The 13,640-nt window shown below is 64.6% G+C and carries 14 protein-coding genes; 2 read left to right on the top strand and 12 right to left on the bottom strand.

Going from position 1 to position 13,640, the window contains the following annotated elements:
• Positions 1–4 precede the first annotated feature (4 nt).
• From ACN0YF_RS03210 to ACN0YF_RS03185, 6 genes are all read right to left on the bottom strand, one after another.
• Positions 5–850 carry an energy transducer TonB gene (locus ACN0YF_RS03210; RefSeq protein WP_417493323.1) on the bottom strand — a complete coding sequence of 282 codons (846 nt, stop codon included), beginning with the start codon at positions 848–850 and terminating at the stop codon, positions 5–7.
• Complete coding sequence (locus ACN0YF_RS03205; RefSeq protein ID WP_417493322.1) at positions 843–1,259, bottom strand: ExbD/TolR family protein; 417 nt, start codon at positions 1,257–1,259, stop codon at positions 843–845. The genes ACN0YF_RS03210 and ACN0YF_RS03205 overlap by 8 nt, the downstream gene beginning before the upstream one ends.
• Positions 1,256–1,654 carry an ExbD/TolR family protein gene (locus ACN0YF_RS03200; protein WP_417493321.1) on the bottom strand — a complete coding sequence of 133 codons (399 nt, stop codon included), beginning with the start codon at positions 1,652–1,654 and terminating at the stop codon, positions 1,256–1,258. Before ACN0YF_RS03200 ends, ACN0YF_RS03205 begins: the two co-directional genes overlap by 4 nt.
• A 10-nt stretch (positions 1,655–1,664) precedes the next feature.
• Complete coding sequence (locus ACN0YF_RS03195) at positions 1,665–2,291, bottom strand: MotA/TolQ/ExbB proton channel family protein (RefSeq protein WP_417493319.1); 627 nt, start codon at positions 2,289–2,291, stop codon at positions 1,665–1,667.
• A 181-nt stretch (positions 2,292–2,472) separates the two neighbouring features.
• Positions 2,473–3,054 carry a class GN sortase gene (locus ACN0YF_RS03190; RefSeq protein ID WP_417493318.1) on the bottom strand — a complete coding sequence of 194 codons (582 nt, stop codon included), beginning with the start codon at positions 3,052–3,054 and terminating at the stop codon, positions 2,473–2,475.
• Complete coding sequence (locus tag ACN0YF_RS03185) at positions 3,051–5,288, bottom strand: marine proteobacterial sortase target protein (protein WP_417493317.1); 2,238 nt, start codon at positions 5,286–5,288, stop codon at positions 3,051–3,053. Before ACN0YF_RS03185 ends, ACN0YF_RS03190 begins: the two co-directional genes overlap by 4 nt.
• Before the next feature lie 306 nt (positions 5,289–5,594).
• Here ACN0YF_RS03185 and ACN0YF_RS03180 point away from each other — a divergent pair, with 306 nt between their 5' ends.
• Together ACN0YF_RS03180 and ACN0YF_RS03175 are read left to right on the top strand one after the other, a co-directional pair.
• The gene (locus ACN0YF_RS03180) at positions 5,595–6,806 is read left to right on the top strand and encodes a pyridoxal phosphate-dependent aminotransferase (protein ID WP_417493316.1); all 1,212 of its coding nucleotides are present in this window, start codon (positions 5,595–5,597) and stop codon (positions 6,804–6,806) included.
• 111 nt (positions 6,807–6,917) lie between these two features.
• Positions 6,918–7,385, top strand: coding sequence for a Dps family protein (locus ACN0YF_RS03175; RefSeq protein WP_417482781.1), 468 nt, complete (start codon positions 6,918–6,920; stop codon positions 7,383–7,385).
• A 320-nt stretch (positions 7,386–7,705) separates the two neighbouring features.
• Here ACN0YF_RS03175 and ACN0YF_RS03170 read toward each other — a convergent pair whose 3' ends face one another.
• The 6 genes from ACN0YF_RS03170 to ACN0YF_RS03145 all read right to left on the bottom strand — a co-directional run bounded on the left by ACN0YF_RS03170 (position 7,706) and on the right by ACN0YF_RS03145 (position 13,542).
• Complete coding sequence (locus tag ACN0YF_RS03170; RefSeq protein WP_417493315.1) at positions 7,706–8,599, bottom strand: LysR family transcriptional regulator; 894 nt, start codon at positions 8,597–8,599, stop codon at positions 7,706–7,708.
• A 112-nt stretch (positions 8,600–8,711) separates the two neighbouring features.
• Entirely contained in the window at positions 8,712–9,701 is a 990-nt protein-coding gene (locus tag ACN0YF_RS03165) for an aldo/keto reductase (RefSeq protein WP_417493314.1), read from the bottom strand.
• Between the two features lie 37 nt (positions 9,702–9,738).
• Positions 9,739–10,923, bottom strand: coding sequence for a DUF547 domain-containing protein (locus ACN0YF_RS03160; protein WP_417493313.1), 1,185 nt, complete (start codon positions 10,921–10,923; stop codon positions 9,739–9,741).
• A gap of 108 nt (positions 10,924–11,031) precedes the next feature.
• Positions 11,032–11,976, bottom strand: a complete 945-nt coding sequence (gene trxB, locus ACN0YF_RS03155; protein ID WP_417482777.1) for a thioredoxin-disulfide reductase — start codon at positions 11,974–11,976, stop codon at positions 11,032–11,034.
• Between the two features lie 97 nt (positions 11,977–12,073).
• Entirely contained in the window at positions 12,074–12,565 is a 492-nt protein-coding gene (locus tag ACN0YF_RS03150; RefSeq protein ID WP_417482776.1) for a beta-lactamase hydrolase domain-containing protein, read from the bottom strand.
• Complete coding sequence (locus ACN0YF_RS03145; protein WP_417493312.1) at positions 12,562–13,542, bottom strand: mitochondrial fission ELM1 family protein; 981 nt, start codon at positions 13,540–13,542, stop codon at positions 12,562–12,564. Before ACN0YF_RS03145 ends, ACN0YF_RS03150 begins: the two co-directional genes overlap by 4 nt.
• Positions 13,543–13,640: the final 98 nt, after the last annotated feature.

Raw genomic sequence — 13,640 nt, 5'->3', positions numbered from 1 at the left:
GGTGTCAGTCGGTGATGAGAGAAAATTCGATTGGAAGCGTGATGGTGAGCCGCTCCAGGCCCATGGAATCGGGAATGGGGGGTAGCGGGCTGGCGCGCTCGAGCACGGCCAGCGCCGCTTGGTCGAGCCCGTCATGGCCGGAGGTTTCCGCCAGGCTGGCGGAGAGGACATTGCCGTTGCGATCGATCGTGAAACGGACGCGCACAACACCTTCGACATGGGCGCGCATCAGTTCGGGCGGATAGACGCGATGCTCGACCAGGGCTGCCATCAGGGCGCGGACATAATCACGTTGCTCGCGCGCCGCGCGGCGGCCTTCGCGGCCGGAGCGGGCGCCACGCGTTGCGGCGGGCTGGTCCGTGGCCGCTTCGGTGGTGGCGGGACCGGTCTGTTGCAGCGGGCCGGGCTCTGTGGTGCCGTCGACCGGCGTGGCGGATGGATCGGGCGGGGTGTCGGTTTCGGGCAGGGCTTCAGGTTCGACCGGATCCATGGGGGCGGGTTCCGGCTCGATTTCGGGCTCGGCCTCCGGCTCGGGTTGAAGCTCGGGTTCCTGAGGTATGGGGGCGGGCCGGACGGGCTCGGGGCGTGGTTCGACTGCTTCGGGCAGGACCGTGTCGGAGACAGCGTCGAGCGGGATGGTCTCCGTCTCGACCGGTTGCGGCGCGGGCGGGGCGGGCGCAGGCGGCGGGGCGAAGCGCACCAGGCTGACCTGGCGCATTGCTGCGGGCGCTGCCACCTCGGCGCCACCTTCCGGCACAGGCTGGCCTTGCGGGGCCGACATGAGAAGGACCGCGGTCAGGCCGGCCACATGCAGCAAGGCCGCCGCGACCAGGGCGGAGAGCTTATCCATCGGCGGGGGTCTCCCGCGCGGTGATCAGCAAAATGCCCTGCGAACCGGCGTCCTCATAGGCGCGCAGCATGGCGTTGACGGTGCCGCCGGGGGTCTGCGCATCGGCGAACAACACGCCGCGATCCTGGATCAGTGTGGCGGCGATATCGGTGAGCGCGATCTCTTCGCCGCGAAAGACCAGCCGGCCATCGGCGGCGAGATAGAGCCAGTCGCCGGGTGAGAATTCGACATCGTCGAACTCGACCGCCTGGGTCGGTGCCATGATGGATTTCTCGATCGGCGATTGCAGGCTGCCGGCCATCAGGAAGAAGGTCAAAAGCAGGAAGACGATATTGATAAGGGGCAAGGCCGCCTCGACCGGTGGGCGGCGGGTTTCCTGGCGCGCGATAAGGTCGGCCTGTCCGCTCATGGCGCATCCTCCGCGCTGGTGAGGCCGAAACTGACGGCATAGCCGCGCTCGATCAGCCGCGTCTGCAGGTCGATGGCCTCACCCAGGGTGGCGGTGTCGGCAAAGCGGATCACGACGGGATTCGCCAGGATTTCGGGCAGGGCGGCGAGGGCCGCTTCGCAGCTCATCTCGGCCTGGCGCAGCCGGCAATTGCCGCCGCCATTGACGGTCACGATCCAGTTGTCCTGATTGTCCGCGACCGGCGCCGAGGTCGTGGTCACAACGGTCAGCGGCACTTGCTGATACTCGCTGAACTGCACCACCAGCATGAAAAAGATCAGCAGGATGAAGACGACATCAATCAGCGGCGTCAGGCCGGCGGCGGGTTTGCGCCTGGAACTGGGTTCGGGAATCATCGCGCAAGCCCTAGCTGCCGGAACCCGCACGGTCCGCCGCCCGCAGCGCGTTGGAAATCCGGGCCAGAAGCGCGTTCATGGCGATGCGGGCGTTTTCCAGGCCGCGGTCGAAATGGTGCCAGGCGATCAGGGCCGGCAGGGCCACGATCAGACCGGCCGCCGTGGTCAGCAGGGCCTGCCAGATGCCGCCGGAGAGCACCGAGGGATCAATCTGGCTGCCGCCCATCTCAAGCTGTTTGAAGGCCTCGATCATGCCGAGCACGGTGCCGAGCAGCCCCATCAGCGGAGCGGCGCCGGCGATGACTTCCAACAGCCGCATCCCGGTGCGAAGATCGTTCAATTGTTCGGTGGCCAGGATGGTCAGTTCGTCGAGAATTTCCTGGCGCGGAGTTCCGGCGCGGCGAAGCTTGCCCGCCGTTGCGGCGAGGATCTCATAGGGCGTCCGGGCAATCCCGCCTTCGGGACCGAGCACGGTCTCCAGCAGCGCCTCGGTCCGGCGAGGCGACAGGGCCAGTCGCGCGGCTGCATGGCGCGTAAAAACATAGATGATGGCGGCGATGGAAACGACTGACCCGACGGCCAGAATCCAGATCACCCAACCACCTTGCACCAGCCAAACCGGAACCAGATCCATCATCACACATATTCCCCCAGAGCGAGCCAACTTTGTGAATGCGAATAAGTCGCATTACCAAACTGAGGTCAAGGGGCGTCTTCAGCCTGGAACGGCAATTGGAGACGGGAATGCATCAGGCGGGGTGCTGGCGACACAGGGGCCCGACAGCCGCGGCGGGGGCGGCGGCAGCGCGAACCGGTGCCTAGGAAGTCGAGGCGGGCCCGGTGACCGGCTCAGCCCACACCATATAGCGCTGGGGTCCGGGCGTGAGCGCACCGAACGGCCAGCATGTCACCAGCGCCAGCCGCGAGGGGCCGCTTTCCGGCTCGATGCCGGAGCGGGCGGCATCGACGATCTGCATGCCGGTGACGCGGTACTCGATCAGCGCGCCGCTCGGTGTCTCCAGCATGACCAAGTCGCCGACACTGAGCTCCCTGAGGAATTCGAAATGGGTGTCGCGGTGGGCGGCGATGATGGTGGTGCCGGGCTCGCCGGGCGTGGCTGAGACGGTCAGCAGGGCGGGACCGAAGGCGAGGGCCTCGCCGCCGGCCTCGGCGAGCACGATGGCGTGCTCGCCCAGGGAAGGGACGGAGAGCCGGGCCACGGGCCAGGTATCGGCCCAGGGCCATGGTGTGGCCGCGATCTCTCCGTCGATCGCACGCGTCCAGGCCCTTGCGAGCAGGATTTGTGCGAACTCTGCTTTCGCGGTCAGGAAAAGCCCCTGGCCGAAGATCGCGGCACCGGTGATCAAGACCAGCGCCGCGATGATGGTTTTGAACCTCACCACAGGCGCCGCTCGCGATTGGCGATGAGCCAGATCAGGGCGATCAGCATCAGCAGGCCTCCGAGCCCCATCATGAATTCGCGCGGAGTTGCGGTGGCCGGCAGCGGGATGCCATCGGCGTCGACCGGTGCTGCGTCCGGATCCTGGCCGGGACGCAGGCGGGCGAGCAGCCCGGCATCAAGGGCGGCGTGCTGCACCGGTTCGATGCGGTCATCCATCACCGCTTCGAAATCCCAGCCCTGCGGGGCCATCAGTGGCACGTCGCGCTGCACCAGTTGATCACCGACCGGGCGGGCCGGGGTCGCATCGACCGCCACAAGGCTGGTCAGCCGGGTGACGAGGTGGAAATCGAGGGCTGTTTCCAGCACCGAGGCGTCGATGGACGCGGGCGTGGCGCCCTGGAAGCGCGTTTCCTCCAGCGCACGGATCCGATTGCGGGCCCAGAGGGTGGCGACGCCATGGGCGGCGCGCGCCTCGGCGAGGGCGATATCCTGCTGCCAGGCCGATCCGGCAAGCTGGCCCTCCAGCCGCATCATGCCCTCCGGCCCGGCGAGACGGGCGGTCAGCAGAACGGGCTCGCCATAATAGAGATCGGGCAGCGGTGCGGGCCAGATCTCGCTCAGGGCGCCGGCGGGGAAGAGGGCGTCCAGCTGCGTCATGACCGGGCGTTCCAGCGCCGTGAACAGGCGCTCCATCTCGCCGGCGACTTCATTGACATCACCGATATGGGTGAATGTGCCGCGGCCAAGCCGGGCGGCGCGGCTCATGAAATAGGCGTTGGGCGCCGAACCGATCCCGACCGGGAAGAGGCGCGACCGGCCCAGCTCCTGATCAATCGCGGTGAAGAGCTCGGCCTCATTGCCGATCGCTCCGTCGGTGAGGAAGACCACCTGGCGCACCCGCGTCGTGTCCTCCGGCGTGTCGTCGGCGAGGGCCGCCCGCAGCGCCGGCAGCATCACCGTTCCGCCCTGCGCCTCCAGCCGTGAGGCGAAGCTGCGGGCCCGGGCGATATTGGCCGGAGTGGCGTCGACGGCGGTGGGGAAGACACGCTCCATCGTATTGTCGAAGCGGATCAGGTTGAAGCGGTCGCCGGGCTCGAGCCGGTCGAGGGCAGCGACCAGAGCCTGCCGTGCCTGGCGCATCGAGGCCCCGGCCATGGAGCCGGAATTGTCGATTACGAAAATCGTCTCGCGCGGCCGCCGCGGCGTGTCGGCACCAAGCGTCGCCGGCGGCAGGACCTGGGCGAGAAGATAGGTCTGACCATTCAGCTCCTCGGTGAAGAGGGCGGCGCTGGGGGCGGTCTCGTCGGCGGGCCGCCAGGTGAGCACGAAATCGCGGCTGGCGGGGATGGGGCCGTCTGCCAGCGAGATGACGGCATGGTCGGGTTCGGAACGGTCGACCAGGGTCGCGTGATAGCGGCTGGCGACCGGGCCGAGTGCGAAGCCGGGCTGGAGGTCGGCATGGATGGTAACCGGAAGGCGCAGGAAAACGCCCGGTTCGGCAGACGGATGCATGAGTGGCGGGGTGACCCGCATCGCGTCAGCGAGGGTCGCCATGCGATCACCACCGTCGGAGGCGAAGACGAAGCCCTCGGGCTGCGGGATATAACGCGGCGTGATGGCCAGCGGCACGCGAAGCTCGAACGTGCCGTCGACGAGGCGGGCGACATCCTGGTATTCGATCTGGACGATGATGGTCTCACCGGGCCCGATATTCGCCACCGAGGTGGTGAACATGTTGGGGCGTTCCTGTTCGACCAGGCTGGCGCGCTGGCCATTGGCACGCGCCGTCTCGTAGATCCGGCGGGCCTGCTGGCGCTCATGGATTTCGCCTTCGATAAAACGGTCGCCGATCTGCATGCGCAGCCGGTCGACACCGCTATCCTCCGGCATCGGGAAGACATAGGTGCCCTCGACCCAGGCCTCGGACGGGTTCTCGAAGCGCTGGGTGATGGTGGCACGCACGATTGGGCCGGCAATGTCGAGCTCGATATCGGTCGCAACCAGAGGTGCGGGGACGTAGAGCCCGCCTTCTACGGTCTTGAGCAGAAGCGCGCCCTCATTGATCTCGCTGAGACGGACCAGGCCGGCCTCGGTGGTCAGCTGCGCGGCGGGCGGTGTGTCCGCACGCGCTCCTGAGCAGAAGAAAATGCTGGCGCCCAGCACGGCGATCGCGGTGACCAGTCCCAGCCAGGCCTGTCCGCCAGCGGGTTTGCGTGAGTGTCCGGAAGTCATGTGCGTCTACCCCTGTGTGTTTTGACCGGCCACCCGCTGCGCGTGTTTGAAACGGATGGCCGATCACCCTGTCCATGGTCAGGCTGGGCCGCGAGTTTGCGCGTCACGGGGCGGGTTTGCGGCCATTGCGGGGAGAATTGGGGCGATCTCGGGGCGTGCTACCGGGTGTTGCATCGCAGCAATTTCCTGCAAGTTTTTGCGGCAGAAGTCGCGTTTTGCGCATTTCCCTCGGTTGCGGGGATTGGCGGGTGCAAATGCGGGGATTAGGTTTGCGCAACATCAACCGCCCGATTCAGGACATTCCCGATGACATTCGTGCCTTCCGCCGCGCTTCAGCGCGTCAAACCGTCTGCGACCCTCGCCGTGACCCAGAAGGCGCGCGATCTGAAGGCCAAGGGTATTGATGTCATTTCGCTCGGAGCCGGCGAGCCGGATTTCGACACGCCCGATCACATCAAGGAAGCGGCAATCGATGCGATCCGCCGCAATGAGACGCGCTATACGGCCGTCGATGGCATCCCCGAACTCAAGGACGCGATCGTCAAGAAATTCCGCCGCGACAATTCGCTGGAATACACCGCGGCGCAGGTTCACGTCGCGCCCGGCGGCAAGCCGGTGATCTTCAACGCATTTGCCGCGTCCCTCAATCCGGGTGACGAAGTCATCATTCCGGCCCCCTATTGGGTGACCTATCCGGAAGTGGTGCGTCTGCTGGGCGGCGAAGCGGTGTGCGTGAAGACGGATATCGGCAATGGCTACAAGATCACGGCCGACGAACTCGCCGCCGCGATCACGCCGAAAACGCGCTGGCTGATCCTCAACTCGCCGTCCAACCCGACCGGCATGGGCTATAGCGCTGACGATCTGCGTGCGCTGGCTGACGTGTTGCTCAAGCATCCGCAGGTCTGGATCATGACCGACGACATGTATGAGCACATCGTCTATGGCGATTTCAAATTCGCCACTATCGCCGAGGTCGAGCCGAAACTCCTGGACCGCACACTGACCATGAATGGCGTCTCCAAGGCCTATTCCATGACCGGATGGCGCATTGGCTATGCCGCCGGTCCGGTCGAGCTGATCAACGGCATGCGCAAGGTGATCTCGCAGACCACCTCCAACGCCTGCTCGATCAGCCAATGGGCTTCGGTCGCCGCACTCAATGGCGATCACTCTTTTCTGGAAGCGCGCAATGCCGCCTTCCTGCGCCGGCGTGATATGGTGCTCGACTGGGTCAATCATTCCCAGGGGCTTGTGGCGCCGACGCCCGAGGGCGCGTTCTACGTCTTTGCCGACTGCGCCGGGACGATCGGCAAGACCGCGCCGGACGGGACGGAGATCAAGAACGATAATGATTTCTGCTCCGCCTTGCTGGATGCCGAAGCCGTCGCTGTCGTGCCCGGGGTCGCTTTCGGGCTCGAGCCGGGTTTTCGCATTTCCTATGCGACCTCGGATGAGCTGCTCAAGGAGGCCGGGGTCCGCATCCAGCGCTTCTGCGCATCACTGGTGGCGAAATAAGAAAAATCTATGGATGCGCCAATAAATCCTGATTGGAATTATGTGACAGGCGCACCCATATAGGTATCGAGCGATGCGGCCCCCGCCGCATCTGGCAAGAGGAGACTGATCATGAGCATCAATATGGGCCTGACAGACGACCAACGCACCGCAATGGCCAACGCCGTGACCGCCGTGCTGGCGGATACCTATGCATTGTATTTCAAGACACATGTCTACCACTGGAACGTCACCGGCCCGCGGTTCCACGATCTGCATCTTCTGTTCGAACAGCAATACAATGAATTGTGGCTCGCCACCGACGAGATTGCCGAACGCGTCCGCGCTCTCGATTTCAAGGCGCCGGCCTCCTATGCGGCCATGGCTGCCGCCGCGACCGTTTCCGCCGAGGGCAAGGCCCAGAAGGCCGACGTGATGATCGCCGATCTCCTGCGTGGCCATGAAGCTGTGGTCGCCACGATCCGCAAGGCGCTGGAGCTGGCGAATTCCACGGGCGATGATGCCACCGCCGACGTCCTCAGCCCGCGTCTGACGGCGCACGAGAAATACGCCTGGATGCTGCGCTCGACACTTGGCTGATCTAGCTGGCAAATCTGGCCCTGAAACGAAGAAGCCCCGGCCTGTTGGCCGGGGCAGTTTCGTGTCTGGGCTTGGGGAAGCCTGAAATGAGGGCGCCGGACCCAAGGGGGAGGGGGAGGGCCCGGCGCAATTTGCATACCTCACGGGGAGGAGGGGTATGCGAATCCCATCGAAGGGAAGGAGGCGGTGTCGCCACCGCGTCTGTGGGAGCTATATGCGCCGTGCTGCAGCGCAGCACCAGAGACGATTCTACATAATTCCCATGCAGAAACGGGACGACGCCACATTTTAGCCATGCATTTGCACGTTGGCCGCCGGATTCAGCTTTCCCAACGCCGGGCCTGCTCGATCAGGAAGTCCCGGAAGGCCACAATGCGCCGCGATCCCCGCAATTCGCTGGGGTAAACGAAGAAGACCTCAAAATCCGGACCATCAAGCTCGGGCAGGATTCGCTGGAGCTTGCTGTTCTCCCGCGCGACGTAGTCGGGCAGGGCGCCGATACCCATGCCCGCCTCGACCGCCTTCATCACCCCGTAGATCGTGTTGACCTCGATCACAGCCGGTCGCGGCGCCTGTCCGGCCTCGCGGCCGACCTTGGCAGCCCAGTCCAGGCCGGGAATGGGGGCCAGTTGCGGTGGCCCGTAGTGAATGATCGGGTGATGGTCGAGATCGGCCGCGGTATCCGGCATGCCCTTGCGCTCGACATAGTCATGGCTGGCATAGAGATGCTGGTGAACGCTCAGCAGCTTGCGCTGGACCAGGTCGTTCTGCGTCGAGGGCCATGGACGGATGCCGACCTCGGCCTCCAGTCCTGCCAGATCAAGCTCAAAGTCGTTGAGCATGAGGCGGATCCGGATCTGCGGGAACTCAGTGTGGAATTCCGCCAGACGGGGGGCGAGCCAGATGGCCCCCAGGGCTGTCGGTGCGGTGACCTTGAGTTCGCCGCAAGGCTCGTCGCGGGCATCCTGTACGCGGGCCTCGGCGATGGCGGCCTTGGCTGCAATCTCGCGGGCGGCCTCGAACAGGAGATTGCCCGGCTCCGTGCGGATCAGTCCACGCGCGTGACGGTGGAAGAGCGAGGCGCCGAGATCCTCCTCAAGGGCTGCGATCTGGCGGCTGACGGCCGATTGTGACATGCCCAGCATCTCGGCAGCCCGGGTCAGCGAGCCGGCCTGTGCCGCGGCATGAAAAGTCTTCAGCTTGTCCCAGTCCATGCGCTGCAGCCTCCCAGTTGGCTATCGGGTCCGGAGCCACTCTACAGGCAGGGTGGGTATTGCAGAAGCCGGTGTTGTACGAGCCTGTGTGAGCACGCGCCTTTGGCCTGGTTCAGACATTGATATTGCGCATGCCCTGTTCGGGATAACGCTCTCCACTGACCTGTTCGGCCAGCCGGTCGAGCCGGGCGGTCTGTTCGGCGGACAGGGTCAGGTCTGCGGCCCCGAGATTGAGTCTGAGATTGGCCATTCTGGTTGTGCCCGGAATGGTGACGACCTGGTCGCTGCGGGACAGGACCCAGGCCAGGGCGACCTGGGACGGCTCAGCCTTGATGGCGCCAGCGACGGACTTGACCTCTTCGACCAACGCGAGATTGGCCTCGAAGGCATCATCAGCATAGCGCGGCTGATAGGCCCCGGAACGATAGTCGTTTGTCGGGCGGTTCTTGCGTGTGAAACGGCCGGTCAGGAAACCGCGTCCGAGCGGGGAATAGGCGACCAGGGTCGCGCCGATCTCCTCAACGGCCGGCAGCGGGCCGTCCTCGATATCGCGGCTGAACAGGGAATACTCCGATTGCAGCGCGCTGATCGGGTGGACGGCGTTGCCGCGCCTCAGCGTTTCCGCTGATGCTTCGGACAGGCCGAGTGCGCGCACCTTGCCCTCATCGACCAGCCGGGCCATGGCGCCGACCGTATCCTCGATCGGCCGGCTCTGGTCCATACGGTGCAGGTAGTAGAGATCGACATGATCGGTCTGCAGGAAGCGCAAGGACTCCTCGATCGCGGCCCGCATGTTCGCCTCGGAGGCATCGACGCCGGTGAAGGCCCCGGTGGTGCGATCACGGGTCGGACCGAACTTGGTCGCGATAACGACCTTGTCGCGCCGGTCCTTGAAGGCCTCCCCGAGCAGGCGCTCATTGGCGCCCATGCCATACAGCTGGGCCGTGTCGAAATGATTGACCCCGGCTTCAACCGCGCCCTGCAGCAGGGCAATGGCGTCGGCCGTCTCTGTGGCCGGCCCGTAGAATTCCGACAATCCCATGCAGCCCAGGCCGATGGCGTTGACGAAAATTCCGGTTTGACCGATCTGGCGGCTGATCATGAGGCGTCCTTCACGGGCGGGATGGAAGAGCAGGCCGTCAGCCTTCGGGATTGTCCTGCCGGTTGCCGCCAAAGCTTGGCGTCAGGTTGATGACGGGCTCCTCGGAGGGGGTCTCGATATCAATCGTGTCGACGGTGCCCAGGCGATTCTCGCGGATCAGGCGCATGCGTTCCTCGAACAGGTATTGCATGAGGAAGAGACCGGTCTGGGGGATCACGTTGCAATTGAGTGACGACAGGTTGAACACATTGGGATTGTTGGTGCCCGTCGTCGTCATCGGGCTGCCGCTTCCGGTGCAACCGATGACACCGTTGGTCATGTCGGCGATATGCCATTCGACCACGTCGGTTGCGAGCGGGCGGTCGCCCTCGAGCTGCAGCGCTGTCGACTCATTGGCATAATGCGTCAGATGGGCCCGCAGGTCCGTTTCGAAATCAGGGAAGAGCATCTGCGCGTCTTCATAAATGTGCGACACGCGCAGCCGGTTGCTGCTGTTCTCGACGCCGCGCAGGGAGTTGATGAAGTCGCGGGCATTGCTGTCGAGCTGGTTCCAGACGTCGGAACCGCTATAGGCGTCGCGGCGGATGTTGGGACCACCGATCGAACCATTGTGAAATCCGTACATGACGCGTGGATCATCCCATTGCGGATAGACGATGCGCAGACGGATATCATCAAGGCTGAGGGGGACGCCGGCGACTGTCAGGATCTTGGCTTCGAACAGGGACTCGCCCGTTCCGAGAGCGCGGGTGCGGTTGATACGGGTCTCGGGGTAACGGCCCATGATGTGTTCGATCACGGCGACATTGTAGAGATTGAGCCAGTAGGCGAGCTGTTCGTCGCTGTTGAGATTGCTGAAATCGAGCCGTGCGGGCAGGCTTTCCATCGCGATGCGGAACTCGCGGATAGCGGTTTCATAATCATCGTCGATCAGGTGATAGATCACCCGATTGGCTTCGTAACGGTAGCGGGTGCTATTGCCCCGATAGATCAGCGAACCCGTAGTCTCGGGACGCCCGATGGCCGGTACGCGGCGCGAGCGTGGAACCCGCAGGATAATGTCATTGAGAATTTCGGACCAGGCTTCGAAGTCGATCGTCTGGGTCGAATCCGGATTGAACTGGCGGAACTGGTCGAGACCGTCCGCGGATTGTGTCTCCTGGGCGGACACTGTGCCGACCAGCATGGCCGGGACGAGAAGGCAGGAAAGGAAACGCAACATGATGGATCGGACCCGTAGCGGTTGTCTGGACAAGGGAAGGCTCCTAGCAGCAAGCAACCGCAAACTCCAATGTCTAATTGGACATATTGCGGGTTGTGAGCCTGGTTTCTATTCCTGGCTCGCGAGATAACGCTCGGCTTCGAGCGCAGCCATGCAGCCCATTCCCGCAGCGGTGACCGCCTGACGGTAGATGTCATCGGTCACGTCGCCAGCGGCGAACACGCCGGGGATGGAGGTTTTCGGGGTGCCGGGCTCGGTGACGAGATAGCCGCCCTGTTTGGTTTCCAGCTGATCGAGGAAGAGCTCGGTCGCGGGCGCATGCCCGATGGCGACAAAGAAACCGTGCGCAGGGATGTCACTGACATCTCCGGTCTTGAGATTGCGGATGCGCACCCCGGTGACGCCCGGCGGGTCCATATCCCCAAGCACTTCCTGGACTTCAGAATCCCAGATCACCTCGATTTTCGGGTGCTTGAACAGGCGGTCCTGCATGATCTTCTCGGCCCGCAGGCTGTCGCGGCGGTGCACCAGCGTGACCTTGGAGGCAAAATTGGTCAGGAAGAGCGCTTCCTCGACGGCGGTATTGCCGCCGCCGACCACGACGATTTCCTTGCCACGATAGAAGAAGCCGTCGCAGGTCGCACAGGCCGAGACGCCGAAGCCCTGGAATTTTTGCTCGCTCTCCAGACCCAGCCATTTGGCCTGGGCACCGGTGGCGATGATGACGGCGTCAGCGGTGTAGATGGTGCCGCTATCGCCCTTGAGCACGAAGGGGCGCGTTTTCAGGTCGGCCTCGACAATAAGGTCGGACACCATCTCCGTGCCCATTTTCTCGGCCTGTTCCCGCATCTGTTCCATCAGCCAGGGGCCCTGGACCACATCGGCGAAGCCGGGATAGTTCTCGACATCCGAGGTGATGGTCAGCTGGCCACCCGGCTGCAGGCCCGAGATCAGGACCGGCTCGAGCATGGCGCGCGCGGCATAGATGGCGGCGGTATAGCCGGCTGCACCGGAACCGATGATGATCAGGCGGGAATGGCGCGTCTCGGACATGTGAATTCCTCAATCTTGCAGACAGGGGGCAGTCGCCGCTTCAGGCGCGGCCCCTATATAGGGATTCTTTTGCTGCTTGCCGCCGCGTTTGGCAGCGCTAGCGGTTGAGCGGTGCCGGCGTCATGGCGCGGACCATGCCCATATCGCGGCCGCCGGGCCAGTTCATGGTATCGAACGGGGCCGAGGTGGCCGGGTTCTGGCTGATCAGATAGGCGGCGTAGAGGTGGGCCGAGCGGGTGCCCGAACGGCAATGCATCACCACCGGACCATCGGAGCCAGCCAGAAGCTCGGTGAGCTCGCCGGTCAGGGCCGGGCTGGCGCCCGAGGATCCGCCAATCGGCAGTTCGGCATAGCGCATGCCGCGGCTCTCGACAGCGCTGCGCAGGTCGAAGGGCAGGCCGGCCGTCTCTTCCGGCGTGCGCGAATTGACCACGAGTACCGTGCCGGCTGCCGCCCAGGCGTCGAGATCAGCCTCGCTCGGCTGGCTGGCGAGGGCGACATCGCCATGACGGCTGACGATTGAATCTGAATTGGGCTCCGACATGGCGACTCCGAACAGGGACAGGAAGGATACGAGCAAATTGGTCATGCGGCTTCTCCATCATTCAGGGCAGGGGACGCTGTCTCCGCCTGCCAGCGATCAATCAGCACGCTGGCGGCCCGCTGCGTTTCCGCCAGAGGAGTATAGGTCCATGTCGCCAGCTTGCCGAGCCAGGGACGCATCGCACCCCGGCCTTCCAGCGCAGCATGCAGCCGGGTGAACTTGCCGGCCGAACCGTCCATCGGCAGGGCGTAGACGGGTGTGCCCGTAGCGCTGGCCTCGACCAGCATATTGGTCGATTCCTCGGTGACGAAAATCCAGTCAGCTGCGGCGAGGAAGGCGAAATAGGGATTTTCGCCCTCGCCATCGAACAGCCAGACCCGGTCGTGCGTGCCGAATGTTTCGGCCAGCCGCTCACACAGTGCTTTCGGTGTTCGCCGCGAGACCGTGATCATCAGGCTCAGATCCTGTGCCAGCAGGTCCTTGAGGCGGGCAATGAGGTAGTCCGCGATACGCGGGGTCAGCCGGAAGCGCTTTGAATCGCCGCCGATCAGGACCGCTGCGCGCGGGCCCGGCAGGGCGTCGACCTGCGCCGCAAAACTCGCGCGCCCCTCATCCAGCAGCGTTTGCGAAATCCGGTTGGGTGAGCCGATCATGGCCACAGCATTGGGCCGGACCAGCCGGTCATGCGCGGGCGCGAGGATCAGGTCGAAATTGCGGTAGTGGCCGCGCGGGTCCTGCACATAGGCGAAGAAGCCGTTGGCGAAAGTACGCCGGTGCCGGGCCGCCAGCGGGATCGCGGCGCGGCCGCACCCGATCCACAGGTCCGGCGGTCCGCAATCGGGCAGGGCGACAGAGCTGTCCTTGTGCGCGACGACGCGGCCGATCCGCAGCTTGCTGCCGCGTGCCGCCAGTTGCGCCTGCACAGCCTCGGCCAGGCCGAGGGCCTGGTTTTCGATGCCGCGGCGTCCATCGGAGACGACCCAGCAGATCGGGGCAGGGGATTGGGCCAGCGTTTCAACCATGCGGGAGTTAAACGGTGCGGCCCGGTCCGGGTCAAGCGCCGCAAGCCCCTTGACAGGCGCGCGCTACAGATGTCACATGCGTTACAAGTGTAGCGCAA

Origin of the sequence: Maricaulis sp., assembly GCF_048270265.1 — a bacterium.
In the GTDB taxonomy this organism is placed as follows: domain Bacteria; phylum Pseudomonadota; class Alphaproteobacteria; order Caulobacterales; family Maricaulaceae; genus Maricaulis.
The sequence above is the reverse complement of the archived record's forward strand: the minus strand, read 5'-3'. Positions and strand labels throughout refer to the sequence as shown.